We start from the raw sequence: 24,290 nt of genomic DNA on the forward strand, positions 1-24,290 counted from the left end.
AATTCACTATGCCACTACATATTGCCGTTCTACTCCCCCCGCTCCTGCAGGGCAGAGAGGGCGTAACGGGCCTGATCCTGGCTAAAACCGCGTCCCAACAGATATTTGAGCCACTTCATCCGCAGCTTGAAATCCGCCAAATCGGCCACCCGGGCGCGCCGTTCTAGCAGGGCAAACGCCAGTTCGAACCAGTCCAACTCAGGTTGATCGAATGCGGCATCGATCTGCAAATCGTCGAGCCCCTTGCGGCGCAGATCGAAGCGGATCTTGATAGGGCCATGCCCCTTGGCGGCACCGGCCCGCACCGCCATGGCACCATATCGCTCGTCATTGACCCAGTTGTAACCGCGGCAATACTCAACGACTGCTTCAATCACCTCCTGGCTGAACCCCTGCTGGCGCAGCCGGTTGGCCAGCTCCGACTCGGCACTCTCGCGGCGGGCGAGACTGCGCATGGCAAAGGCGCGCGCGGCTGCCAGCTGCTCTTTGAAGCTGGGCGGTGCGGGTTCGGTAGTGGATTCATCAACCATCATAAATAACAAGGCCGGGTATCTACCCGGCCTTCCTTTGTTCCTTATTCGAACTCTTGTTCGCTTTCGGCATCGAACTCTTCTGCCTCAACCGGTGCCGCCTTGTCATCGACAGGTACGGCACCGGAGAGCAGCAGCTCGCGCAGGCGGACTTCCACTTCGCCAGCCATCACCTTGTTCTCGGCGAACAGCTTCATGACGTTGGCCTTGCCCTGACCGATCTTCTCGCCGTTGTAGCTGTACCAGGCACCGGCCTTGTCGATCAGCTTGTGCTTGACGCCGAGATCCACCAGCTCGCCCTCTTTGGAGATACCGGCACCGTAGAAGATCTGGAATTCGGCCTGCTTGAAGGGCGGGGCAACCTTGTTCTTGACCACTTTGACGCGGGTCTCGTTACCGACCACTTCGTCGCCTTCCTTGATGGCACCGATACGACGGATATCCAGACGCACGGAGGCGTAGAACTTGAGCGCGTTACCACCTGTGGTGGTCTCCGGGCTACCGAACATGACGCCGATCTTCATCCGAATCTGGTTGATGAAGATACACAGGCAGTTGGCGTTCTTGATGTTGGCGGTCAGCTTGCGCAGCGCCTGAGACATCAGACGGGCCTGCAGGCCAACGTGGGAGTCACCCATCTCGCCTTCGATTTCCGCTTTCGGGGTCAGGGCCGCCACGGAGTCGACGATGATGACGTCAACGGCGTTGGAGCGCACCAGCATGTCGCAGATTTCCAGCGCCTGTTCGCCGGTATCCGGCTGGGAGATCAGCAAGTCGTCAACGTTGACGCCCAGTTTGGCAGCATAGATGGGGTCGAGGGCGTGTTCCGCATCGACGAAGGCACAGGTTTTGCCTTTCTTCTGGGCTTCCGCGATCACCTGCAGGGTGAGGGTGGTTTTACCGGACGATTCCGGGCCGTAGATCTCGACGATACGGCCACACGGCAGACCGCCAATGCCCAGCGCCACGTCCAGCGAGAGGGAACCGGTAGAGATGGCTTCGATATCCATGGTCTTGCTGTCGCCCAGACGCATGATGGAACCTTTGCCGAACTGCTTTTCAATCTGACCCAGCGCAGCCGCCAGTGCCTTCTGTTTGTTCTGATCCATGCCAATCTCCGCTGGAAATCGTGAGTAATTTAAGTGAAGTTGGGCTAAGTATACTGTCTATTCATACAGTATCAAGCCCAATTTATCTGAGCAGGGCCAACAGACCCGACAAGGCCTGTCTCACCGCCTGCTGGCGCACCTGCCGGCGATCCCCGTCGAAGCGGGCGAGCAGGGAGTGGTGACGGCCATTGCGGTCAGCCCAGGCGAACCAGACGGTGCCGACCGGCTTGCCCTCGGTGGCGCCGCCGGGGCCGGCAATGCCGCTGATTGCCACACTGATGGCGGCCGACGAGTGGGTCAGCGCGCCGCGGGCCATCTCCAGCACCACGGCTTCGCTCACCGCGCCATGCTGTGCAAGACTCTCGCCGCTCACCCCCAACATCTGCTGTTTGGCCTCGTTGGTGTAGGTGACAAAACCGCGATCGAACCAGCCGGAGCTGCCCGCGATGTCGGTGATAGCGCTGGCCACCCCGCCGCCGGTACAGGATTCGGCAGTCGCAGCCAGCCAGCCCCGCTGGCCGAGAGCCCGTCCCAGCTCGATGGCAAGGTGCTCTATCTCTGCATCCAGTTTCATCACGACTCCTTCTGATCCGCTCAAGAGGCACATTATGCGATCCCGCTACCGCCGCCCGCAACAACGGCAGACCGCCCTTGCCTGCCGCAATGTGAGGTGCCGCACCGGTGTCATGCCTTTAATAGTGCAGAGCAACCGCGCCCTGAACACCCGCTCCCCCGGCGCGCCGCTTATGTGTAGAATGGCGCCATCAAGCTCAAGGCTCATCACCGCAGACACTGGCCCGCAGAGGCCCCTTCTGGAATAGCACATGACCGCACAACACCAAGCAACTGGCGCCACGCCAGGCGCCAATCTCAGCGCCCATACGCCCATGATGCAGCAGTATCTGACCCTCAAGGCCGAGAACCCGGAGATCCTGCTGTTCTACCGGATGGGCGACTTCTACGAGTTGTTCTATGACGATGCCCGCAAGGCCTCCCAACTGCTCGACATCTCCCTGACCAAGCGCGGCCAGTCGGCGGGCAGCCCCATCCCGATGGCCGGGGTGCCCTATCACGCCATCGAAGGCTATCTGGCCAAGCTGGTACAGCTCGGCGAGTCCGCCGCTATCTGCGAACAGGTGGGGGATCCCGCCACCAGCAAGGGGCCGGTGGAGCGCAAGGTCATTCGCATCATCACCCCGGGCACCGTCTCCGACGAGGCGCTGCTCAGCGAGCGACAGGACAACCTGATCGCCGCCGTCTATCACGATGGCCGCCGCTTCGGCTATGGCACCATGGATATCGGCTCCGGCCGCTTCTTCATCAACCAGTTCGAGAGAGAAGAGACCCTGCTGGCGGAGCTGCAGCGCACCAATCCGGCCGAGCTGCTCTATCCCGAATCGTTCGAGTTCCTGCACCATATAGAGGGTCGCCGCGGCCTGCGTCGCCGCCCGGAGTGGGAGTTTGAGCTGGGCACTGCCCGCAAGCTGCTCTGCCAGCAGTTCGGCACCCAGGATCTGGTGGGCTTTGGGGTCGAACAGAGCGAAACCGCCCTGTGCGCAGCCGGCTGCCTGATGCAGTACGTCAAGGACACCCAGCGCACCGCCCTGCCCCACATCCGCAGCGTGCGCCTCGAGCAGCCGGATCACGCCGTCATCATGGATGCCGCCACCCGCCGCAATCTGGAGCTGACCCAGAATCTGGCCGGTGGCTATGACAATACTCTGGCAGAGGTGCTGGATCGCACCGCCACCCCCATGGGCAGCCGGCTGCTCAAACGCTGGATCCACCAGCCGATCCGCGATCGGGTGATCCTCAAAGGTCGCCAGAGCACCATCAAGGAGCTCATCGAGCAGAACCTCTACGACGAGTTGGGCAACCTGCTGCGTCAGGTGGGGGATGTGGAGCGGGTGCTGGCGCGCCTCGCCCTGCGCTCTGCCCGCCCGCGCGACCTCACCCGGCTGCGTCAGGCGTTCGCCCAGTTACCCGAGTTGCAACGCCTGCTGGCGGATAACGAGCACGAAGCGGTGCAGCAGCTGGCCGAGCGCGCCAGCACCTTCCCCGAGCTGCTCGACCTGCTGGAGCGTGCGGTGATGGAGGTGCCACCGGTGCTGATCCGCGATGGTGGCGTCATCCGTGACGGCTTCAATCAGGAGCTGGACGAGCTGCGGGATCTCGCCAACGGCGCCACCGCCAGCCTCGCCCGCATCGAGGAGCGGGAGAAGCTGCTGACCGGCATCAACACCCTCAAGGTGGGTTACAACAAAGTACACGGCTTCTATATCGAGGTGAGCCGCGCCAACAGCCATCTGGTGCCGGCCCACTACATCCGCCGCCAGACCCTCAAGAACAACGAACGCTACATCATCGATGAGCTGAAGAAGTACGAGGACAAGGTACTCACCGCCCAGTCCCAGGCGCTGGCGCTGGAAAAACGGCTCTACGAAGAGCTGCTCGATGCCCTGCTACCGCACCTCGGCGATCTGCAGGATTCCGCAGCCGCACTGGCGGAGCTGGACGTGCTGGCCAATCTGGCCGAGCGGGCCGAGACCCTCGACTATCGCTGCCCGACCCTCATTGATGAGGATCAGATCATCATTGAAGCGGGCCGCCATCCGGTGGTGGAGCAGGTAATGACCGACCCCTTCATTGCCAACCCCATCCGGCTGGAGCGGGAGCGTCGGATGTTGATCATCACCGGCCCCAACATGGGCGGTAAATCCACCTATATGCGCCAGACCGCGCTGATCGTGCTGCTGGCCCATATCGGTGCCTTCGTCCCGGCCGACAGCGCCCGCATCGGCCCCATCGACCGCATCTTTACCCGCATCGGGGCATCGGATGATCTCGCCTCCGGCCGATCCACCTTTATGGTGGAGATGACCGAGACCGCCAATATCCTCAACAACGCCACCGCCCGCAGTCTGGTGCTGATGGACGAGATTGGCCGCGGCACCAGCACCTACGACGGTCTCTCGCTGGCGTGGGCCTGTGCCGAACAGCTGGCGAGCAAGATTGGCGCCTACACCCTGTTTGCCACCCACTACTTCGAGCTGACCCGCTTGCCGGAGCTGATGAGTGGGCTTGCCAACGTCCATCTCGATGCGGTGGAGCACGGCGACACCATCGCCTTTATGCACGCGGTGCAGGAGGGGGCGGCCAGCCGCTCCTACGGCCTGCAAGTCGCCGCACTGGCGGGGGTACCGAAATCAGTGATCCAGCAGGCCCGCCACAAACTGCACGAGCTGGAAAGCGCCACTCCGGTGGCCGCTGGTGAAAGCCGCCCGGCTCCGGTGGCCATTGCGCCCCAGAGCCATCCGGTAGTCGATGAGCTGGAAGCGGTGCACCCGGACGAGCTCACCCCCCGTCAGGCGCTGGATCTGCTCTATCGCCTCAAGCAGATGCTGTGAACCACCGCTGCCTCTCAGGTATGAAACCACCGGTCTGACGCTATCAGCCTCAACAAGAGAGCCGCCCATCGGGCGGCTCTTTGCATCGGCTTGTATAGCACCGTCAATCGACGCGGGGCGGTACCGCGATCCGGGCCCCCTCAGGCTGGGGATCGCCCTCCTTGATCCAAGCATCCAGCAGGGTGTAGCCCACCGCCAACACTACCGGGCCGATAAAGAGGCCGATGATCCCCATGGTCAACAAGCCACCGATTACCCCCACCAGAATGAGGATCAGCGGCAGGTCGGCGCCCCGCTTGATCAGGAAGGGGCGCAGGAAGTTGTCCATGGTGCCCGCAATCAGCGACCAGACCAGCAGGAAGGTGCCCCAGGTGGTGTCGCCGCTCCAGTAGAGGTAGCCGATACAGGCCAGCAGCACCGGGAAGGGGCCGATCTGGGCAACGATCAGCAGGAACATCACCACAACCAGCACCATGGTGTAAGGGATACCGGCGATCCACAGCCCCACCCCGGCCACCGAAGATTGCACCAGCGCCGTCACCACCACCCCCATGGCCACGGCGCGGATCGCCTGTGAAGCCAGCACGGTCGCATTGTCACCGCGATCCCCAGCCAGCCGGTGGGCAAAGCGGCGAATGCCGGTCGCCACCACTTCTCCCGAGTGATAGAGCACGCCGCAGATACCCACTGTCAGCAGGAAGTGGACGAATAGCAGCCCCAGATTACCGGCCTGAGAGGCCAGCCAGCGGGCCGTCTGGCCAAAGTAGGGCGCCAGCTTGGCAAACAGCACCTGACCACCGCTCGCCAGAATCTGCTGCCAGAAGTCATAAAGCTTGTCGCCCACCAGCGGGACCTGTTGCAGCCAGAGCAGCTCCGGCGGCGGCGAATGGCTGATATGGGTACCCAGCTCGATCAGCATGGGGGCCTTCTCCGCCACATTGGCCAGGGTCATAAAGAGCGGAATGACAAACATCAGCAACAGTACCAGCGTCATAAAGAGGGCTGCCAGCAAACGCTTGCCCCACAGCAGGCGCTGCATCATCCGCATCAGCGGCCAGGTCGCGATGGTGATCATGGTGGCCCACACCAGCGCCGGCAAGAACGGCTGCAACACCATGAAACAGGAGATAATCAGGATACTGATAAACAGCACCCCCAGGGTTATCTTGGCCAAATCCACTTTTTTCACATTCATAGTGTTCCCTTGTCAGAGCCGTTGCCCTTGGGTCGTGTGTCGCATTTCAAGAAAGAGAGTATCCACCAGAGGCCAGCGCTCAACCAGAGCCCCAGCCCGAAAAAGAGCACAAACTGACTAAGCAATATGGTCAGCGAACTGCTGGTCAGCAGCGGCAGCACCCACAAGCCAACCCCGATCAGGGCGCCACCGGCCAGCGTCACCGCCCCCGTCAGCATGGGGGGAGTGCCGTCGCGGGTCAGTGAGAACACGCCGCCAACCCAGAGCCCGAGCGCCATCAGGCCAATTCCAACCAGATGAGCCGACTGGGTCAGTCCCCCGAGCGCCAGTGCAGATGCAATCAACAGCAGCCAAGCCGCCGAATGCCTGTCGGCACGCCAGCAGGGACGTGCGGCCAGCAGTAAGGCGCCAATCAGCAGGCCAACCGCTACATCGGAGATAAAGTGCACCCCGAGCCAGACCCGCGCCAGACCTGTGGTCAGCGCCAGCAGCAAGGCCAGCGAATAGGCCAGCCCGCGCCGGGCAGGCCACAACCAGCCAAGCAGCGCGCCCCAGAACAGCAGGGTCGAGGCGGTGTGGCCACTCGGTATGCCAAAGCCTTGCGCACTCTGGGTTGCCACCAGTGGTTGCAGATGGAAGGGGCGCGGCCAGCCGAGCCCCTCCTTGCTTGTCTGCACCAGCAAGCCGAGCCAGAGCATGGCGAACAGCAGCTGGCGCAGCCGCGGCCACCCCAACAGCGGGAGCAGCAAAGGTATCAAGGCAAGCTGAAAGCCGCCTGAACCAAACAGATTGCTGATCGACAGCCACCAGACATCGGGCCCCAGCCACTGCTGCAGACGCAACATCAGCGGGATCTCGGCCTGATGCAGCCCATTGCCCTGCGCCACGAAGTTGGCCTGCCAGCGCACCTCGCTCTCTGGCACCTGATCAAGCCGGGCTTGCAGCCAGTCGAGCTGATCCGGGAAGCGACGCTGCTCGCGGGGCAACTTGTCCACGGAGAGCAAGCGGGCATTGAGGATCTCTCCCCCCAAATTCGGTGCTTTCAACTGCGAGACAAAACCGGAATCTTGCTGGGCGACGATAGGGTCAAGGGTGCGGCAGGCGAAGATAACCGCCCGCTGCCAACGGCCAAGATCCGCGACAATTTCACCGCGCAGACCAGTCTCTTCATACAGCTCGCGCAGTGCAGCCTGCTCGGGGCGCTCGCCGCCATCTATGTAACCGCCGCTAAGACTGTAGCGGGAGGAGAGGCGATCCTGCACCAGCAGCAGTTGATCCTGATGGCGGATGGCGCAGACTGCCGCCGTCGGTGCTGCCGGTTCGGCTCCCAGCGCAGGCACCGCGACAACCAGCGTCATCAACAATAAAAAGAGGGTTCTCGACATCAATTGGTTTTCCCTATGCACAATGGCGACAAGCCTCCCAGAAATCAGATAGTTGGGCAATGGTGGCGGCGGGAGCGCCGCCCTTTCCGCCGCAGTGGAGGCACACGCAAGATTGCGATGAGGCAGGGCACTCCCTACTATTGGCGGCTATCTTCAATTTCATGCAGCAAACGCTGGAGCCCTCCATGAGACAGTTCGGCTTTTTCCTCGGCATCGCCATCGGTGTCATTTTGATCCTGTTCGGCAGCATCGTCATCTTCCAGGCGCTCCCTGCCGCACTGGATGTACTGGAGATGCCAAGCCGCATCCCGTTCGTGCGCGAGGTCTACACCTGGCTGATGACCAGCGCCAACGGCCTGACCGCCCAGCTGGAGCAGAACTTCCTGGAAGCCTTCCAGACCGTGCTCAAGCTGATCCTGCTCATCACCTTCATGTGGGTCTGTGTCAAGCTGGTCAATATGGGGGTGCTGATTATCCGTGCCGGGGTTGATCTGATCCGTACCGCCATCGCCCATAGCGAGGGGCTGAGCGACAGCAAGAAACCGGAACCTCGCGATCACTTCTGACTCAGCCGTGGTCGACGGATGTGAACGCTGCCGCCCCCAACCGGGGCGGCAGCTTTATATGCGCGGTATGAAGGACCTTCCCTGCCCCCATGAATACCCGATAAAGCAACAGCTTTCTCTTGTGAATCAGCAAACTGCCCATATGTTGCACCACCTTGACATGGTTTGCGCCCCGCGTGGCGGCTGCCCGGTTTCTATCCCGACCCCGTGCTCTGGTATAATCGACCACCTCTTTTCCCCGTTATGGAGCCTGTTCATGCCCAATCATGCAGAAAATGTCCTCGAGGTTCGTCTCGACAAGTGGCTGTGGGCGGCCCGTTTCTACAAGACCCGCTCCATTGCGCGGGATCAGATAGACGGGGGCAAGGTGCACTACAATGGTCAGCGCAGCAAACCGGGCAAACAGGTGGAAGTGGGTGCACTGATCCGCTTCTGGCAGGGGCAGGACGAACGCGAAGTGCGGGTGCTGGCCTTGAGCGAGCAGCGCAAGTCGGCCCCGCTGGCCCAGCAGCTCTATGAAGAGACCGCCGAGAGCCTGAAAAAACGGGCCGAGAACAGCGAGGCGCGCCGCTTCAACAGCCAGTTTGCCCCCAGCCCCGAGCGCCGCCCCGACAAGCAGGAGCGACGCCAGTTGCTCAAGGTCAAACAGTACTGACCGACCCCGATTTGATACCGGGCTGGCATCAACCCCAGCCCGCCCGATTTACCTCACCGAAAAGCCAGGAATACATGATGAGCAACCAAGATCTGCTGTATCGCTATCTGTTTGAAGAGTACGAAGTGCGTGGCGAGCTGGTCCAGCTGGATCACACCTACCGCCACGTGGTGGAAGCCCAGAACTACCCGGTGCAGGTGCAAAAACTGCTGGGCGAGCTGCTGGTCGCCACCAGCCTGCTGACCGCCACCCTCAAGTTTGAAGGTTCCATCACCGTTCAGCTGCAGGGCGATGGCCCGGTGCGTCTGGCCGTGATCAACGGTGATAACAACCAGCAGCTGCGCGGCGTGGCCCGCTATGAAGGCGAGCTGCCGAGCGATGGCAAGCTGCAGAGCCTGATCGGCAATGGCCAGCTGATCATCACCATCACCCCGGAGCAGGGCGAGCGCTATCAGGGCATCATCGCGCTGGACGCCGATACCCTGGCAGGCTGCCTGGAGCACTACTTCGCCCAGTCCGAACAGTTGGCCACCAAGCTGTGGATCCGCACCGGCTACCACGAGGGCGAACCGCGCGCCGCCGGCATCATGCTGCAGGAGCTGCCCGCTCAGAGCGAGGATCACAGCAACGACTTCGACCACCTGACCCAGCTCACCAGCACCATCAAGGATGAAGAGCTGTTCGGTCTGGAAGCCGAAGAGATCCTCTACCGTCTCTACCATCAGGACAAGGTGCGGGTATTCGATCCGCAAGCGGTCTCCTTCCGCTGCACCTGCTCCCGCGAACGCTGCGAAGGGGCCCTGCTGCAAATAGAAAAGGAAGAGGTGATGGAGATGGTGCAGGAGCTCGGCAAGATCGACATGCACTGTGATTATTGCGGCGCCCAGTACCAATTTAATGGGATCGATGTCGAAACCCTGTTCAGCAGGGCTCCCGGCAATGATGCAAACAAGTTACACTAATTAAAGGCGGGCAAAACCCGCCTTTAACTTTAATAACAAAAAAATACCCTATTTTATAAAGTTTGATGGCGATCGCTAAACTCTACCACCTAAGTGATAGGATGACCGTCAGATAGAACCCTACCAACCTCTGAACCCAGGAGAATACAATGACAATCGTGGCAGAACCCACCCTGGCCCAACAATTAGGACTGGACCAATACAGCATCAAAAACAGCCAAGAAATCGTTCGCAACCCCTCTTACGAGCAGCTTTTCGCGGAAGAGACACACCCTGACCTGGAAGGGTTCGAGCGCGGTGTGGTGACCGAGCTGGGCGCCGTCAACGTAAACACCGGTATCTTCACCGGTCGCTCCCCGAAAGATAAATATATCGTCAAAGACGGCACCACCCAGGATACTGTGTGGTGGTCTGACCAGGGTAAAAACGATAACAAACCGATTACCCCTGAAGTGTGGTCACATCTGAAAGGGCTGGTCACCAAGCAGCTCTCCGGCAAGCGCCTGTTTGTGGTCGACGGTTTCTGCGGTGCCAACCCGGATACTCGCCTGGCCGTGCGCATCATCACCGAGGTGGCCTGGCAGGCACACTTCGTGAAAAACATGTTCATCCGCCCGAGCGAGGAAGAGCTGAAAACCTTCAAGCCCGACTTCGTGGTGATGAACGGTGCCAAGTGCACCAACCCGAACTGGAAGGAGCAGGGTCTCAACTCCGAGAACTTTGTTGCCTTCAACATGACCGAGAAGATGCAGCTCATCGGTGGCACCTGGTACGGTGGCGAGATGAAGAAGGGCATGTTCTCTATGATGAACTACTTCCTGCCCCTGCGCGGCATGGCCTCCATGCACTGCTCCGCCAACGTGGGTCAGGACGGCGACGTCGCCATCTTCTTCGGCCTCTCCGGCACCGGCAAAACCACCCTCTCCACCGATCCCAAGCGTCAGCTGATCGGCGATGACGAGCATGGCTGGGATGACCACGGCGTGTTCAACTTCGAAGGGGGCTGCTACGCCAAGACCATCAAGCTCTCCGAAGAGGCCGAGCCTGACATCTACCACGCCATCCGTCGCGATGCGCTGCTGGAGAACGTGACCGTTGCTGCCGATGGCACCATCGACTTCGATGATGGCTCCAAGACCGAGAACACCCGCGTCTCCTACCCCATCTATCACATCGACAACATCGTCAAACCGGTCTCCAAGGCGGGTCACGCAACCAAGGTGATCTTCCTGACTGCCGACGCCTTCGGCGTGCTGCCCCCGGTCTCTAAACTGACCAAGGAGCAGACCAAGTACCACTTCCTGTCTGGCTTCACCGCCAAGCTGGCCGGTACCGAGCGTGGCATCACTGAACCGACCCCGACCTTCTCCTCCTGCTTCGGTGCAGCCTTCCTCTCCCTGCACCCGACCAAGTACGGTCAGGAGCTGGTAAAACGGATGGAAGCGGCAGGTGCAGAGGCCTATCTGGTCAATACCGGCTGGAACGGCACCGGCAAGCGCATCTCCATCAAGGATACCCGCGCCATCATCGACGCCATCCTGGATGGCTCCATCGAGAAGGCCGAGACCAAGGTGCTGCCAATCTTCAATCTGGAGATCCCGACCGCGCTGCACGATGTGAACCCGGCGATCCTCGACCCGCGCGACACTTACGCCGACAAGGCCGAGTGGGATGCCAAGGCCGTCGATCTGGCAGGCCGTTTCATCAAGAACTTCGAGCGCTTCACCGATAACGATGAAGGCAAACGTCTGGTTGCGGCAGGCCCGCTGCTGTAACAAGCTCGCTTCGTATCAGTGACATCATGCCGGTCAGCTACGCTGACCGGCATTTTTGTTTTTATGACAACCCCGAACGCAGCCATCAGTCCCGTTAAAGGGGCCAAAACCTTGCCTTTGTCTATTGTGACAGGTTAGATTCAGCCAAACTTTATACAATATACAATTCTGTAACGCCCAATCGTGACCCGACCATGACCCCACCCTACCAGACCCGAACCCAGATGGTGATGGAAAACCTCCGTGGCCGGATCCTCCGTGGGGAGTTCCCCGCCGGCGCCCCCTTGCGTCAGGATGCCATCGCCCGGGAACTGGCCGTGAGCCGCATTCCGGTGCGGGAAGCACTGATGCAGCTGGAGGCCCAGGGACTGGTAAAATTCGAGGCCCATCGCGGCGCTGTCGTCACCATGCTGGACGCCTCGGCCATCGACGAGCTCTTTTATTTGCGAGCCTTGCTGGAAGCCGATACCCTGTTTCACGCCGTCGACATGATGACGGAAGCCACCTTCGCACAAGCGGAGGCCATTCTCGCCCAATTTGATCACGCCCTGGAGTCAGGCACCCAGATCGAGGAGTGGGCCGAGTTGAATCACAGCTTTCACGCCACCCTCTATCAGGCAGCCGGTCGCCCCCAGGCACTGGATCTCATCGCCCAGATCAATCTGAGCTGTGACCGCTATGTCCGCTTCGAGTTGCTCTTTGCCCAGGGCGGCGTAGACAAGGCCGAGCGTGAACACGCCCAACTGCTGGCGTTGTGCCGCGCCCGGCGCAAGCACGAGGCGGTGGTGCTGCTCAAACAGCATATCGAGGCGGCAGGGCAGTCGATCAAACAGATCTTGGCCAGCGGCCATCAAAACTGAACACTCATATAGCAACCATCTGGCACTAACGACATGAATAATTTCGAGATAATTGAAACCCGCGTCGCCCAAGTCAGGGCCGAGCTGGCCATGCAGGAGCTGGACGCCTTTATCGTCCCCCACGATGATGAGCACCTCGGCGAGTACATCCCCGCCTATGCCGAACGGCTTGACTGGATCACCGGGTTCAACGGCTCTGCCGGGGTCGCCATCATCATGGCCCAGCGAGCAGCCCTCTTTGTCGATGGTCGCTATACGGTGCAGGCGCGGATGCAGACCTCCGCCGAGCTGTTTGAATTCCTCCACCTCAATGAAGATCCCCACGTACAGTGGCTAGCCGAGCAACTGCCGCCAGGTGCCCGGGTTGGCTTCGATGCCCGTCTGCACAGTCTGACCTGGTACAAGAATGCCCAAGCGCTGCTGGCGGAGCGTGGTATCGAGCTGGTGCGGATGGAACAAAACCCCATCGACCTGCTCTGGAGCGATCGCCCCGAGCCGCCAAAGGCACCGGTCACCCTCTACAGCGAGGAGCTGGCTGGCCAGTCCAGCCAGGCCAAACGTGAAATGCTGGCCAGCGACCTGCGCAAGCGCGGGCTGGATGCGGTGCTGCTGACCCAGGCCGAGCCCATCAACTGGCTGCTTAACCTGCGTGGCCGCGACATCGACCGGCTGCCGGTGGTGCTCGGCTTTGCGGTGCTCTACGCCAACACCACCATGGATTTCTTCGTCGATACCGACAAGATCGACTGCTTCGCCTTCAGTCAACATGTGGGTCAGGATGTCTCCGTCTATCCGGTCGACAAGCTGGAAGATGTGCTGCTGCGCATCGGTGAAGATCAGCAGAAGGTACTGGCCGATCCGGACACAGCCAATGCTTGGACCCAGCTCATCATGGAGGAGGCGGGAGCCATTCTGGTAGCAGGGCAAGACCCGACCATGCTGCCGAAGGCGTGCAAGAACCAGGTCGAGCTGACCGGTATGCGCGCCGCCCATCTGCGCGATGGCGTGGCCATGACCCGCTTCCTCGCCTGGCTGGATCGGCTGGTCGCCTCCGGCGAGTTCGAGGGGGTGGATGAAGGCACCCTGGCCGATCAGGTGGAAGCGTTCCGCCGCGAGCAGGAGCACTACGTCGAGCCGAGCTTCGACACTATCTCGGCGCTCGGCCCCAACGCCGCCATGTGCCACTACCGCCACACCAACGGCACCCCGCGCCCCTTCGGTCAGGACAGCCTCTATCTGCTGGACTCCGGCGCCCAGTATCTGGACGGTACCACCGACATCACCCGTACCATTAAGGTGGGTGAGGTGACCGACGAGCAGAAGGCAATGTTTACCCGGGTGCTGCAGGGTCATATCGCGCTGGATCAGGCCCGCTTCCCCCGTGGCACCGCCGGTATCCAGCTCGACGTGCTGGCCCGGATGCCGCTGTGGCAGGCCGGTTACAACTACGACCACGGCACCGGCCACGGCGTCGGCCACTTCCTGAGTGTCCACGAAGGACCCCAGCGCATCGCGCCGAAAGGGAACATGGTGGCGTTGCAGCCGGGCATGGTGCTCTCCAACGAGCCGGGCTACTACCGGGAAGATGGCTTCGGTATCCGCTGTGAAAACCTGGAGGTGGTCACCGAACTGGAGCAGATCGGCGAGCTGCCGATGCTGGGCTTCGAGCGGCTGACCTATGTGCCGTTCGATACCCGCCTGATCGACCGCAGCCTGCTGAGCCCGGCCGAATTCCGCTGGATCAACGAATACCATGTCGAGGTATTCCGCCGCCTGAGCCCGCTGCTCGAGGGCGAGGATCTCGCCTGGCTGGAGCAGGCAACCAGCCTCATCTGATGACACAGGGCCTGCGGGCCCTGTTTTTTCTCCCCCCCTTTTGACCTGTATCAACACCCCGTCGGGGCTGGTCAGGAAAATGGCGGCCATGAAACATCATCACGCCAGCCCAGCAGGGGGCTCACCCGCCACAGTCAACAAACAGGCGGATGACCACCCCAGACTCATGCGCGAGAAGAGGACGGTCAACGCCATGATCCGTCTCTACTGCCAGCACCACCATCAGGATCCCCACTGCCGTCACTGTCGCCAGTTACAGGATTTCGCCCACCAGCGGCTCGCTCGCTGCCGTTACGGTCACGGCCACAAACCCACCTGTGCCAACTGCAACATCCACTGCTACGCTCCCGCTATGCGCAAGCAGATCCAGCAGGTGATGAAATGGAGCGGCCCGCGGATGTTGCTGCGCCACCCCTGGCTCACTCTCCGCCATCTGCTCGACGGCTGGCGCAAGGCCCCCAAACGGCCCCAGAACCGCCCGCTTCCCCCCTGATCGCTCATGCGGGATTCAGAAATCAATCGCTAAGATCCCCTTGCCTGGCGTAGACCCTTGTCTGCATTGAACAGTGGAAAAGTTATATGAGCTGGTTTACCCGTTTTAGCGAGCGTCGGGCCCTGCGCCGCTATCTGGCGATGTCGGCAATCCTGGCCAAAGAGTATGGTGCCTGCAAGCAATACAGCGCAGGACAGTTGTTGACCCAGGCCAGGATCCATAAACTGCCGACCCGCTGGCTTGGTTACTACTTCGCGCTCTATCGCCACGAAAGCGCACCCGAGCTGTTCAGCGGCTGGCAACTCGACGATGCACGGCTGCTCGCGCTGCGCCAGTCGCTCGCCGAGAGCCTGTTTCACCACGACATTACCTATACAGCTCTGGATGTCCGCGAGCTGGCCCGCCCCGCCCAATGGCGCGGTGGCAGCGATCACAAGGTACAGACCCAAGGCATCACCTTTCGCCAATATTGACCAGAGACGCCCTGATGCACCACAACCAGCCCCGGCTGCGCCCCGCGACCCATGCCGACATGCACGCCATCTGGCAGATCGATACCAAGGTCTTTGGCGACGATGTCTATCCCGCCTTCTTCTTCCGGCAGGCGATGGATCTGTGGCCCGAGCTGCTGCTCGTGGCCGAGTACGAGGGGCATCTGGTCGGTTATGTGCTGGGTGGATTCGGTCAGGAACGGTCGCAAGGCTGGGTGCTCTCGCTGGCGGTACTGCCCGAGGCGCGCGGTTTTGGCCTCGCGGACCGAATGATGCGCCAGATGGAGGCCAACCAGCAGGCGCTGCAGATCCGCGAGCTCAAGCTCACGGTCGATCCGGTCAATCCTGCTCAACGCCTCTACTATCGCCTTGGATATCAACTGGTTGAAGAGGTCAAAGACTATTTCGGTGCAGGCGAACACCGGATGGTACTGGTCAAGCGGCTGACAGAGTAGCCCACCATAGAGGCATTTCGCCGTAATAGGTCACATAATTGGTTACATTTCGCTGATTTAATGTCTGGGAAGCTTGGAGTAAAGTGCACATCATCATCTAGATTGTTCGAATTATATGCAGCCCCGGAGGCCCATCATGTTGAAACGTATGACCCTTATTGCCCTGCTGGCCGCCACTACCATCACCGGTTGCGCCAACAGCGATGTCTACTCTGGCGATGTCTACACCAAAGACCGCGCCAAACAGGTACAGACCGTGAGCTATGGCACCATCATCTCCACCCGCCCGGTGAAGATCCAGGCCGATGAGAACTCCCTGCTCGGCACGGTTGGCGGTGCCGTGGTCGGCGGCCTGCTGGGTAGCACCATAGGCGGCGGCACCGGCCGTAATCTCGCCACTGCCGGCGGCGCCATTGCCGGCGCGGCAGCTGGCAAGGCGGCGGGCGACAAGCTCAACCAGGTCGACGGGGTCGAGCTGGAGATCAAGAAAGAGAATGGCGAAGCCATCGTGGTGGTGCAGAAAGCCAGCCCCTCCTTCGTGCCGGGGGCCCGCGTGCGCATGACCCAGGGCAATGGCAGCATCAACGTGGCCGTCGTGAACTAAGCGTGTGAACTCAGGCTTTGCAGCTTTAGTGTCATAAAAAAACCGCCGATTCCGGCGGTTTTTTTGTTGTCTGGCGTTCGGGGTCACATGCTGTAAGCCTTCTCGCCGTGGGAGGTGACATCCAACCCTTCCCGCTCGGCATCGCCATTGACCCTCAGCCCGATCAGCATGTCGACCGCCTTGAAGGCAACTGCCGCCACGGCACCTGACCAGAGGAGAGTGATACCGACCCCGATCGCCTGGATCTTCACCTGAGTCAGGATGGAGTAGCCATCAGCTACCTGATTGGTAACATAGTCCCACACCCCGGTACCGCCCAGATCCGGGCTGGCAAAGACGCCGGTCAACAGGGCGCCGAGAATGCCGCACACCCCGTGCAGGCCGAATACATCCAGGCTGTCATCGACCCCCAGCAGACGCTTGAGACCGTGAACCCCCCACAGACCCGCCACGCCACTGACAAGACCCATCACCAGCGCGCCACCTACACCGACAAACCCGGCCGCCGGAGTGATCATCACCAGACCGGACACAGCACCGGAAGCCGCACCCAGCAGGGAGGGACGCCCCTTCATCACCCACTCGGCCAAGGTCCAGGAGAGCGCTGCCGCAGCCGGCGCCACCCAGGTGTTGATAAAGGCGAGCGCAGCCACCCCGTTGGCTTCCAGCGCAGAGCCGGCGTTGAAGCCGAACCAGCCAAACCAAAGCAGAGAGGCGCCGATCATGGTCATGGTCAGGCTGTGGGGGGTCATGGGGTCACGACCATAGCCCAGACGCTTGCCCACCAGATAAGCCCCCACCAGACCCGCCACCGCGGCATTGATGTGCACTACTGTGCCGCCAGCAAAGTCCAGTGCACCATGCTGGAACAGATAACCGGCCGTCGCAGTCGCCGTGGCGGCGGCTTCGGCGCTGGTGTAGGCATCCGGACCCGCCCAATACCACACCATGTGGGCCAGCGGGATGTAGGCAAAGGTGAACCAGATGACCGAGAAGAGCAGCACGGCGGCGAACTTGATGCGTTCGGCAAAGGCACCGACGATCAGACCGCAGGTGATGGCGGCAAAGGCCCCCTGGAACACCACGTAGATGAATTCGCTGATGCCTACCCCCTTGCTGAACGTGGCGGCGATGGAGTCAGGAGTCACTCCCTTGAGCAACACCTTGCTGAAGGAGCCGTAGAAATTACCCCCCTCGGTAAAGGCCAGCGAATAGCCGTAGATCACCCAGAGCACGCAGATGAGGCAGAACAGGGTAAAGACCTGCATCAACACGCTCAGCATGTTTTTGGCCCGCACCAGGCCACCGTAGAAGAGGGCCAGGCCGGGGATCGACATCAGGATCACCAGCGCCGCCGAGAGCAGCATCCAGGTGTTGTCGCCCTTGTTGATTGTCATGGCGGCAACCGGTGCCACCGCCGCCTCTACCTGAGCGACCTCTTCGGCCCAACTTGGGGTAACCAGCAAGGCTGGCAACATCGTCAGACCTGCCATCATCCATTTTTTGACCATAGAGCACTCTCCTTCCCTGTCGTACCGGTACAAGACCGGCTCCGTTTCCCTGATTGAATCTGTGGCGAGCCGCAAGGTGTTGCTGCAACCCGCCAGAATCACCCCCGTGCCTGACACGGGGAGCTCTCTTGCCACTGCCTCATCACAGCATCTGCCGCCGATGACAGCAAGAGACCGTCTGACATGTAAAAAGCATAAAGCGGGCCAAAAGATTAAACTATTTAAAATCAATTAATTAAACATCTTACCTCTCGTTTTCGCACCAAAATGGCGCACAGTCTGCGCTAACCGCCCCGCAACCGCCCTGTCACAGGGCAAGCGATAACTGGCGCACCACAAGTGCACAAACCCGGAGCCAATCCACAAGCTGAAGCCCTCGTTATCGCGCTGTGCAGGTCAGCTCGTTTACACTGTCAGGCCATAGCAGCGCCCTTACGAGGAACTCCATGCAACTTGAACGCCTCGATATCAGCCTCTCTCACTACCATCAGCTCGATCGGGAGCATCGTGCCCACATCCTGCTGCTGGGGGGATTGATGCTGGCCATCATGGCCCTTCATCTGTTGCTGCTGCCCCACTTCCCTTACGAGCGCGTTCACGCCATCAGCTTAGGCTTCGAGGTTCTCAACTGGATCATCATGCTGTTCCTGTTCTGGGTGGTGCAGTGTGCCCATCTGCCCATCTGCCCACCCACACCTACCGCATGCTCTCCTGTGGCCTGATGTTGTGGATCATGGGGCCACCGCCGACATCATGGATGAACTGGTAGCACAGCCGCTCTGGCTCGCCATTTATGCCGAGGATCTGCTGCGAACCAGCGGCATCCTACTCAGCAGCATCAGCATCCTGAGCACCATGCATCACCTCTTTCACATCAATACCCGGCTCAGAGAGCAGGCCCTGTTCGACGATCTGACCAAGCTGCCAAACCGGCGTTACTTTCATCAGCAGCTGTTCCTGGCGCAGGGTGGTTGCCACGCCCTCATCCTGCTGGATCTGGATCACTTCAAGCGGATCAATGACAACTACGGCCACGATATCGGGGATCGGGTGCTAAAGCAGTTTGGTGAGCTGTTGCAACAGCACTGCCCACCGGGAGCGCTGGCGGCCCGCGTGGGGGGAGAAGAGTTTGCCCTGCTGCTGCCCGTCACCAGCGAAGCCTACTTGCAGCAACTGGCCTGCACCCTGCTGGCGGCGACCCGCACCATAGTCTCAGATTCTGCTCACCCCCTGACAGTGAGCCTAGGAGTGGGGATCCGCGAGCCCGAGGAGCCAGCCGCCTCGCTGTTCAAGCGGGTGGATCAGGCGCTTTATGGCGCCAAGGCGGCAGGCAGAAACCGCTATATGTGGGCTCCCCCTGCCAACCACGGGGAGGGATGACGTGCGGGGGGATTATCGGCAAAGGCGCAACATGATTACTGATACCGTCACTTTAAAAGCACGATAGCAGCATGCTCGAGGTAAATGCGAATAAACCTTACTGATCCCCTCATTTTTTGAGACTCATATAATGAGGGGAACACGTCACGGGAACAGCGCCCCATTTATTCTTGGGTTGTGTACTTAATGAGCAAAAATCGGGCTTGTTACTTGATTTAACAAAGTGTGCTCCCGCCCTGGGGGTGATGAACTTCTTATTTTTCTAGCTAACCCCCCCCCCTGATTAATGATTGCCAATAACTTATCAAGGTCTAGTTCAGGTTCCTTTCGGTATTGTAGCAAAAAACTATTTGTATACTTTAGTGAATGTTTTAGGGCAAAACTGGTGAAAGCCAGTGACGCAAAGCTTCCGGTCTAAGGAGTTATCTCTAAGATAGCGGGGTTGCACAATGTTAATTTAAAAGCAGCCTTGTTGTGGCTTATTGGCCACAGCGGAAAATTCTTGCGTCCTATTTCATTTGGTTAATGACTAGAAGATATAGGGATATTTATGAAATATATTATTGCAAGCGCTTGCAAAATCGCACCATTGGCGGCAGTTGTTTCGGCATTGTTATCCACACCGGCTATGGCGGCTGCGCCTGGCAAGCCATCCATAAACTGGATGAATGGTTCATTTTCTTTGCTGGAGCGCAATGAGAGTGCAACCTCATACGCGCAAGCCATTAAGCTGCACGATTCAATAACTATTCCAGTCTCATGGCAAGTCTGGAGTGGGGAGCCAGCCACATCCACAAAAATTTATTTCGACGATAAAGTCGTATTTGAAGCGAGCGGGAATCCTGGACAAGCTGATGTTGTTGTGACTGAAGGCGGTTTGCCCAAGATGACCGTTGAGTTGTGCAACAACGACGGCTGTAGCAAAAGTGACCCAAAGGATTTGGTCATTGGCGACAATAAAGGCTCTCACCTGACTCCTCTCCATGTTGAGTTTGGTGGAAACCATAAACCTTATGAAAACAAAAGTGGTAAGGTCGTCGGTACCTACTTTGTCGAATGGACTGTTTACGATAGAAAGTTTTTTGTAAAAGATATTCCAGCACCTAACCTCACGCATATTCTATATGGTTTTGTCCCAATGTGTGGGGGTGAGGGCATTAATGATAGCCTCAAACGTGACAACCCAATTGGTTATTCCGCCCTGATGCAAAGCTGCGCAGGAACACCGGACTACGCCGTTGTGCTTCATGATCTCTGGGCGGCAGTCAACTCTAACTACGAAGGTGGTTTCCCCAATTATGATGCCCCTATCAAGGGTAACATGGGGCAGCTGATGCGCCTCAAGAAGGCTTATCCACACCTGAAAATCCTGCCCTCGGTCGGCGGTTGGACTCTTACCGATCCTTTCCACCATTTTAATGATCCCGCCAAACGCGCTGTCTTCGTCAATTCTGTCAAAGAATTCTTAAAAGTGTGGCAGGTATTTGATGGTGTTGATATCGACTGGGAACATCCGGGCGGTGGTGGTCCCAACCCCAACCCTAATCCGAATGATCCGACATGGGATCCCTCCAAGGAAGGGGAACTGTACGTCACGCTCATGAAGGAGTTGCGTGATGCGCTGGATGAACTGAGTGCGGAAACGGGTAAATCCTATGAGGTGACATCCGCGTATATTGCCAATGAAGAGAAGCTTTCACGCATTAAATGGGATGATGCAGCAAGATACATGGATCACCTGTTCCTGATGAGTTACGACTACTACGGAGCATGGAGTAATAGCGAGCTGGGCTACAACACCTCTCTCTACGCACCACAAAACAAACCAAACGCATTTAATACTGATATTGCGGTCAAAACCTTGCTTCAGAGTGGGATGCCTGCGGATAAAATCAACGTCGGCGTAGCCAGCTATGGCCGGGGCTGGACGGGGGTGAGTGGTTACCAAGGCGATAATCCGTTTACCGGAACGGCGACTGGCCCGTTTAGAGGAATGGGTGGATTTGGCCACTGGGAGCCAGGCATTGTTGATTACAAGGCTATTGCTGCGCTCTACTCCGACAAGAACGGTTATGAAACCGGCTACGATGATATCGCTGAAGCGGCTTATGTATGGAACCGTGAGAAGGGTGACCTGGTCACTTATGACAACGATCGTTCTATTAAAGCCAAAGGCAAATATGTGCTCGACCATGGCCTCGGCGGTCTTTTCTCCTGGGAGTTGGATGGCGATAATGGTGATAACCTCAATGCCATGCATGAAGGTTTGGGCCACGGCGAGGATGGTATCACTCCTCCTCCGGTTAATAAGCCACCCGTTGCCAATGCAGGGAAAGATCTCACGGTGACAGGGCCAGCCGAAACGACTCTCGATGGTTCTGCTTCCTACGATCCCGAAAACAGTGCGCTGACCTATCGCTGGAAACAACTCTCAGGGCCACCCGCCAACTTGATGAATGCAGATCAAGCCAAAGCAACCGCGATGATCGATGGTGTTGAGACAGATACCGATCTGTTGTTCGAACTGACAGTCACCGACGATCAAGGTCTGTCAGCGAAAGATACCGCCAAGGTGCTCAATAAGGCACCCGCTGGTAATCAGCCCCCGGTTGTGACGGTACCATCTTCATTTACCATCAAAGCTGGGGAAAAAGTGAGTATCGAAGCGACGGCATCCGATCCTGATGGTGATGCACTCACTTATCACTGGACTGTCCCGGCAGAACTCAACGCCACTGGCCAAGATACCAGCACCTTGGTGGTCACTGGACCGAATGTGACGGAAGATACGCGATACCAGATCTCGGTGATGGTTTCAGATGGTTCATTCGATGTAACTGCAGAAACCACTCTGCTCGTGACGCCTATCCAAGATATCGGGGACTGCGAAACCACTGATCCAGAAGCGGGTAAGTGGCCTGCCTATCAACAAGGCACCGTTTACAACTCTGGCGACACGGTGAGCCACAACAGCCTGGTATGGAAAGCCAAGTGGTGGACTCAAAATGTGGCTCCGGGCGTCGGTGTCGACGTATGGCAGCAACATAGCCAAGTGGAAATGCCGTGGTCTGCTCTGGCCGTCTACACCGGTGGCTCAGAAGTCAATCACAAAGATCGTCGCTGGAAAGCACGCTGGTGGACCCAAGGTGCCGAACCTAAGGTCGGCAGCGATGTTTGGCAAGATATCGGCGAAAGCACTTGCGATTAATGAGGTCTTCGATGGGGTGATGACATCGCCCCATTCGAAACGCGTTGCAAACGAGTGCATCATGGCGCTAAAAGCTGCCTCTTATATCGAAATCCCCATCCATTGCGTGGGGATTTTTTACATCTGCCATATTGATGATGCGAAAAAATACTCGTAATGACAGTCGGTCGCGGTAGGAATAGCGATCACCGCCCCCCCTGCACAGATCCGGACGTGCGCAACGAACAGATCCGGCTCTTACCGCGAGCCCTACCGTCAAACCGATCCGGGTACGGAAGCATCACTCCTAGGCTCGGGATCCACAATTTGAGGCATCCCTTGACCCCCCTCCCACTGCATCCGCCTCCCCCCTGTTTCACCAGTAACATCCCCGCAGCCTAATAGCGGAAGGTGAGTCCTATATTGGCTTGCCACTGGGTCACCAGCTCGCCCCGAACCTTGAACATGCACTGTTCCGGGTTGCAGAGAAACTGGTTGTTGTCGTTGACCAGCGAACCATAACCACGCACCTCGGCCCGTAGCGCCAGATGATCGGCGAGGCGCGGTTGCACCCCGAGCGCCAGCGACATGGAAGGGGTCACCTCACTGTCGTAGGCGGCAAAGCGGGTCGCGCCGATACCGGCGCCGATATAGGGGGCCATCAGGTTGTCAGAGAGAGTCAGCGCACCGGCAAAATGCAGGATATCGACCGTCAGGCGATCCGGCTGGTCAGGGGAGAAGGTGGTGGACTGATGGCTGTAGAGCAGCTCAATCATGCCCGGATCATCCACCTCCTTGCTGAGAAAGAGGCCCCAGCTGCCGGAGCGCTGCCCCTGCAGTGAATCGAACGAAGCCGAGCGCGGCACCGGTTGCTCCTCCTCGTCGCTCTTCTCGAAATCGATGGATGAGCTGTAGCCGAAAAATGGCGTCACCTGCCAACCGGATGTGGTTGTTGCCTCGCCACTCCAAGCCTGCCCGAGTGGTAGTAACAGTCCCATTATCGCAATCCCACCTCTCTTCATCATCGCCCCCTGCGCCCTGTTAATCCCTGTTTATTTAGCAGAAAGTAGCAGAAAGCATACCAGATGCATTCTGCGCCCATCCTAAATCGCGGCGGTACCTGTTCACTTTCATAGCAGTGATCACACTCGGCGATGGCACTGCAAAGCAATAGCCCAGTCACCTTGCCATGCCCCCCCACCATTCATCGACGGTTAACCTCTGCCACGTCCCGCCAAGGCTGCGGCATCGCCAGACAGGCGGTCGTCATGGATGGCGAACTGCTCCAGCTCCTCTGCATCTCCCTCGGCATAGCCACCCGGCTGGGTGCGCGACTCGGCCGACATCTGTGTCATGATGGGAGGTCAGATCTTTCATTTTGACTTTGGCAAAAAAACCGTGCCCCCACCTTACGGAGCAAGCCTCCAAAAACAAAAAGGGGGGTGTCCCAGATTTTTCGTCATGGGCCAACACCTTACCACCACAGCAGGGGCAATCCGCAGGCGGATAGTAAGAGACTACGGACAGGCGGGCATCGGGTGGATGGCGTTCCCACCGCTGGCCTTTATGGCCAGGCTGAGCGCCACGTTTTTACCGGAAGCCGGACGCTGCCGAGCTGGCGGAGCACTTCCAGGCCCGTCACTGAAGGGGGCTTGGAAGAGTTGCCGCTGTGCTGGTTGAAGCGGTCCTCCAACTCGGTTATACGGTCCAGCAGCTTATGTATGAGCTCGTGGGCCTGGTCGAGGGTCAGAGAGTTAACCGCCGGTGTCGTGTGCTTTTTGGTCATGCCAGCGATGATGCAACAGGCAGATGGGGAGCAAGAGACGATCACCCCATTTTTCATGTCAATCCGCTCTCGGTGAACGGTTACCCTGCGGCCGAGGTGTTGG

Annotated in this window: 21 protein-coding genes, 2 pseudogenes and 1 riboswitch; of the genes and pseudogenes, 14 read left to right on the top strand and 9 right to left on the bottom strand. The window is 59.1% G+C overall.

Annotation, left to right across the window (positions count from 1 at the left end; all coding sequences use genetic code 11):
• Positions 1-29: 29 nt before the first annotated feature.
• From BN1125_RS16145 to pncC, 3 genes are all read right to left on the bottom strand, one after another.
• The gene (locus tag BN1125_RS16145) at positions 30-530 is read right to left on the bottom strand and encodes a regulatory protein RecX (RefSeq protein ID WP_042013521.1); all 501 of its coding nucleotides are present in this window, start codon (positions 528-530) and stop codon (positions 30-32) included.
• 44 nt (positions 531-574) lie between these two features.
• Positions 575-1,639 (bottom strand): recombinase RecA, encoded by a 1,065-nt coding sequence (recA, locus tag BN1125_RS16150; protein ID WP_042013496.1) that lies wholly within the window; start codon positions 1,637-1,639, stop codon positions 575-577.
• Between the two features lie 82 nt (positions 1,640-1,721).
• Entirely contained in the window at positions 1,722-2,213 is a 492-nt protein-coding gene (gene pncC, locus BN1125_RS16155) for a nicotinamide-nucleotide amidase (protein ID WP_042013498.1), read from the bottom strand.
• A 250-nt stretch (positions 2,214-2,463) separates the two neighbouring features.
• Between pncC and mutS the strand changes: the two genes are divergently transcribed.
• A complete protein-coding gene (gene mutS / locus BN1125_RS16160; protein WP_042013500.1) occupies positions 2,464-5,046 on the top strand; it encodes a DNA mismatch repair protein MutS in 2,583 nt (860 codons plus the stop codon).
• Between the two features lie 103 nt (positions 5,047-5,149).
• On the opposite strand, the gene ydiK is transcribed toward mutS, so the two are convergent.
• Complete coding sequence (ydiK, locus tag BN1125_RS16165; RefSeq protein WP_042013501.1) at positions 5,150-6,241, bottom strand: AI-2E family transporter YdiK; 1,092 nt, start codon at positions 6,239-6,241, stop codon at positions 5,150-5,152.
• On the bottom strand, positions 6,238-7,626 hold the full coding sequence (locus tag BN1125_RS16170) for a bifunctional NUDIX hydrolase/phosphatase PAP2 family protein (protein WP_042013502.1): 1,389 nt from the start codon (positions 7,624-7,626) through the stop codon (positions 6,238-6,240). The genes ydiK and BN1125_RS16170 overlap by 4 nt, the downstream gene beginning before the upstream one ends.
• A 185-nt stretch (positions 7,627-7,811) precedes the next feature.
• Here BN1125_RS16170 and BN1125_RS16175 point away from each other — a divergent pair, with 185 nt between their 5' ends.
• The 10 genes from BN1125_RS16175 to BN1125_RS16220 all read left to right on the top strand — a co-directional run bounded on the left by BN1125_RS16175 (position 7,812) and on the right by BN1125_RS16220 (position 16,323).
• On the top strand, positions 7,812-8,192 hold the full coding sequence (locus BN1125_RS16175) for a hypothetical protein (protein WP_042013523.1): 381 nt from the start codon (positions 7,812-7,814) through the stop codon (positions 8,190-8,192).
• A 256-nt stretch (positions 8,193-8,448) separates the two neighbouring features.
• Entirely contained in the window at positions 8,449-8,847 is a 399-nt protein-coding gene (gene hslR / locus BN1125_RS16180; protein WP_042013503.1) for a ribosome-associated heat shock protein Hsp15, read from the top strand.
• Between the two features lie 77 nt (positions 8,848-8,924).
• Complete coding sequence (hslO, locus tag BN1125_RS16185) at positions 8,925-9,809, top strand: Hsp33 family molecular chaperone HslO (RefSeq protein ID WP_042013504.1); 885 nt, start codon at positions 8,925-8,927, stop codon at positions 9,807-9,809.
• 149 nt (positions 9,810-9,958) lie between these two features.
• Entirely contained in the window at positions 9,959-11,584 is a 1,626-nt protein-coding gene (pckA, locus tag BN1125_RS16190) for a phosphoenolpyruvate carboxykinase (ATP) (protein ID WP_042013506.1), read from the top strand.
• A 194-nt stretch (positions 11,585-11,778) separates the two neighbouring features.
• Positions 11,779-12,444: a GntR family transcriptional regulator gene (locus BN1125_RS16195; protein WP_042013507.1), complete on the top strand. Its 666-nt coding sequence runs from the start codon at positions 11,779-11,781 to the stop codon at positions 12,442-12,444.
• A 33-nt stretch (positions 12,445-12,477) separates the two neighbouring features.
• Positions 12,478-14,280, top strand: a complete 1,803-nt coding sequence (locus tag BN1125_RS16200; protein ID WP_042013509.1) for an aminopeptidase P family protein — start codon at positions 12,478-12,480, stop codon at positions 14,278-14,280.
• 88 nt (positions 14,281-14,368) lie between these two features.
• Positions 14,369-14,773, top strand: coding sequence for a nitrous oxide-stimulated promoter family protein (locus BN1125_RS16205; protein ID WP_042013524.1), 405 nt, complete (start codon positions 14,369-14,371; stop codon positions 14,771-14,773).
• A gap of 86 nt (positions 14,774-14,859) precedes the next feature.
• Positions 14,860-15,246, top strand: coding sequence for a DUF6559 family protein (locus tag BN1125_RS16210; protein ID WP_042013510.1), 387 nt, complete (start codon positions 14,860-14,862; stop codon positions 15,244-15,246).
• A 14-nt stretch (positions 15,247-15,260) separates the two neighbouring features.
• Complete coding sequence (locus tag BN1125_RS16215) at positions 15,261-15,719, top strand: GNAT family N-acetyltransferase (protein ID WP_042013511.1); 459 nt, start codon at positions 15,261-15,263, stop codon at positions 15,717-15,719.
• A gap of 136 nt (positions 15,720-15,855) precedes the next feature.
• Positions 15,856-16,323 carry an outer membrane lipoprotein gene (locus BN1125_RS16220; RefSeq protein ID WP_042013512.1) on the top strand — a complete coding sequence of 156 codons (468 nt, stop codon included), beginning with the start codon at positions 15,856-15,858 and terminating at the stop codon, positions 16,321-16,323.
• Between the two features lie 83 nt (positions 16,324-16,406).
• On the opposite strand, the gene amt is transcribed toward BN1125_RS16220, so the two are convergent.
• Positions 16,407-17,834, bottom strand: a complete 1,428-nt coding sequence (gene amt / locus BN1125_RS16225) for an ammonium transporter (protein WP_042013514.1) — start codon at positions 17,832-17,834, stop codon at positions 16,407-16,409.
• Between the two features lie 446 nt (positions 17,835-18,280).
• Here amt and BN1125_RS19605 point away from each other — a divergent pair, with 446 nt between their 5' ends.
• The 3 genes from BN1125_RS19605 to BN1125_RS16235 all read left to right on the top strand — a co-directional run bounded on the left by BN1125_RS19605 (position 18,281) and on the right by BN1125_RS16235 (position 22,422).
• Positions 18,281-18,556: a hypothetical protein gene (locus BN1125_RS19605; protein WP_244268513.1), complete on the top strand. Its 276-nt coding sequence runs from the start codon at positions 18,281-18,283 to the stop codon at positions 18,554-18,556.
• Between the two features lie 4 nt (positions 18,557-18,560).
• Positions 18,561-19,214: a GGDEF domain-containing protein gene (locus BN1125_RS16230; RefSeq protein WP_244268514.1), complete on the top strand. Its 654-nt coding sequence runs from the start codon at positions 18,561-18,563 to the stop codon at positions 19,212-19,214.
• 365 nt (positions 19,215-19,579) lie between these two features.
• Positions 19,580-19,664: riboswitch (cyclic di-GMP riboswitch) on the top strand.
• Between the two features lie 100 nt (positions 19,665-19,764).
• A complete protein-coding gene (locus BN1125_RS16235; RefSeq protein WP_042013515.1) occupies positions 19,765-22,422 on the top strand; it encodes a glycosyl hydrolase family 18 protein in 2,658 nt (885 codons plus the stop codon).
• Between the two features lie 377 nt (positions 22,423-22,799).
• Here BN1125_RS16235 and BN1125_RS16240 read toward each other — a convergent pair whose 3' ends face one another.
• The 3 genes and pseudogenes from BN1125_RS16240 to BN1125_RS16245 all read right to left on the bottom strand — a co-directional run.
• On the bottom strand, positions 22,800-23,423 hold the full coding sequence (locus tag BN1125_RS16240) for an outer membrane beta-barrel protein (RefSeq protein ID WP_042013516.1): 624 nt from the start codon (positions 23,421-23,423) through the stop codon (positions 22,800-22,802).
• Positions 23,424-23,615: 192 nt separating this feature from the next.
• Positions 23,616-23,756, bottom strand: a pseudogene (locus BN1125_RS19295) (hypothetical protein); the annotation flags it as partial.
• A 100-nt stretch (positions 23,757-23,856) separates the two neighbouring features.
• A pseudogene (locus BN1125_RS16245) lies at positions 23,857-24,187 on the bottom strand (DUF6444 domain-containing protein); the annotation flags it as partial.
• Positions 24,188-24,290 lie beyond the last annotated feature (103 nt).

The organism is Aeromonas fluvialis (genome assembly GCF_000819885.1).
Classification (GTDB): domain Bacteria; phylum Pseudomonadota; class Gammaproteobacteria; order Enterobacterales; family Aeromonadaceae; genus Aeromonas; species Aeromonas fluvialis.

What these genes read in the sequence shown, in the direction of transcription:
- BN1125_RS16145 (WP_042013521.1), bottom strand. Translation starts at nt 530, where the DNA reads ATGGTTGATGAATCCACTACCGAACCCGCACCGCCCAGCTTCAAAGAG.
- recA (WP_042013496.1), bottom strand. Translation starts at nt 1,639, where the DNA reads ATGGATCAGAACAAACAGAAGGCACTGGCGGCTGCGCTGGGTCAGATT.
- pncC (WP_042013498.1), bottom strand. Translation starts at nt 2,213, where the DNA reads ATGAAACTGGATGCAGAGATAGAGCACCTTGCCATCGAGCTGGGACGG.
- mutS (WP_042013500.1), top strand. Translation starts at nt 2,464, where the DNA reads ATGACCGCACAACACCAAGCAACTGGCGCCACGCCAGGCGCCAATCTC.
- ydiK (WP_042013501.1), bottom strand. Translation starts at nt 6,241, where the DNA reads ATGAATGTGAAAAAAGTGGATTTGGCCAAGATAACCCTGGGGGTGCTG.
- BN1125_RS16170 (WP_042013502.1), bottom strand. Translation starts at nt 7,626, where the DNA reads ATGTCGAGAACCCTCTTTTTATTGTTGATGACGCTGGTTGTCGCGGTG.
- BN1125_RS16175 (WP_042013523.1), top strand. Translation starts at nt 7,812, where the DNA reads ATGAGACAGTTCGGCTTTTTCCTCGGCATCGCCATCGGTGTCATTTTG.
- hslR (WP_042013503.1), top strand. Translation starts at nt 8,449, where the DNA reads ATGCCCAATCATGCAGAAAATGTCCTCGAGGTTCGTCTCGACAAGTGG.
- hslO (WP_042013504.1), top strand. Translation starts at nt 8,925, where the DNA reads ATGAGCAACCAAGATCTGCTGTATCGCTATCTGTTTGAAGAGTACGAA.
- pckA (WP_042013506.1), top strand. Translation starts at nt 9,959, where the DNA reads ATGACAATCGTGGCAGAACCCACCCTGGCCCAACAATTAGGACTGGAC.
- BN1125_RS16195 (WP_042013507.1), top strand. Translation starts at nt 11,779, where the DNA reads ATGACCCCACCCTACCAGACCCGAACCCAGATGGTGATGGAAAACCTC.
- BN1125_RS16200 (WP_042013509.1), top strand. Translation starts at nt 12,478, where the DNA reads ATGAATAATTTCGAGATAATTGAAACCCGCGTCGCCCAAGTCAGGGCC.
- BN1125_RS16205 (WP_042013524.1), top strand. Translation starts at nt 14,369, where the DNA reads ATGAAACATCATCACGCCAGCCCAGCAGGGGGCTCACCCGCCACAGTC.
- BN1125_RS16210 (WP_042013510.1), top strand. Translation starts at nt 14,860, where the DNA reads ATGAGCTGGTTTACCCGTTTTAGCGAGCGTCGGGCCCTGCGCCGCTAT.
- BN1125_RS16215 (WP_042013511.1), top strand. Translation starts at nt 15,261, where the DNA reads ATGCACCACAACCAGCCCCGGCTGCGCCCCGCGACCCATGCCGACATG.
- BN1125_RS16220 (WP_042013512.1), top strand. Translation starts at nt 15,856, where the DNA reads ATGTTGAAACGTATGACCCTTATTGCCCTGCTGGCCGCCACTACCATC.
- amt (WP_042013514.1), bottom strand. Translation starts at nt 17,834, where the DNA reads ATGGTCAAAAAATGGATGATGGCAGGTCTGACGATGTTGCCAGCCTTG.
- BN1125_RS19605 (WP_244268513.1), top strand. Translation starts at nt 18,281, where the DNA reads ATGCAACTTGAACGCCTCGATATCAGCCTCTCTCACTACCATCAGCTC.
- BN1125_RS16235 (WP_042013515.1), top strand. Translation starts at nt 19,765, where the DNA reads ATGAAATATATTATTGCAAGCGCTTGCAAAATCGCACCATTGGCGGCA.
- BN1125_RS16240 (WP_042013516.1), bottom strand. Translation starts at nt 23,423, where the DNA reads ATGAAGAGAGGTGGGATTGCGATAATGGGACTGTTACTACCACTCGGG.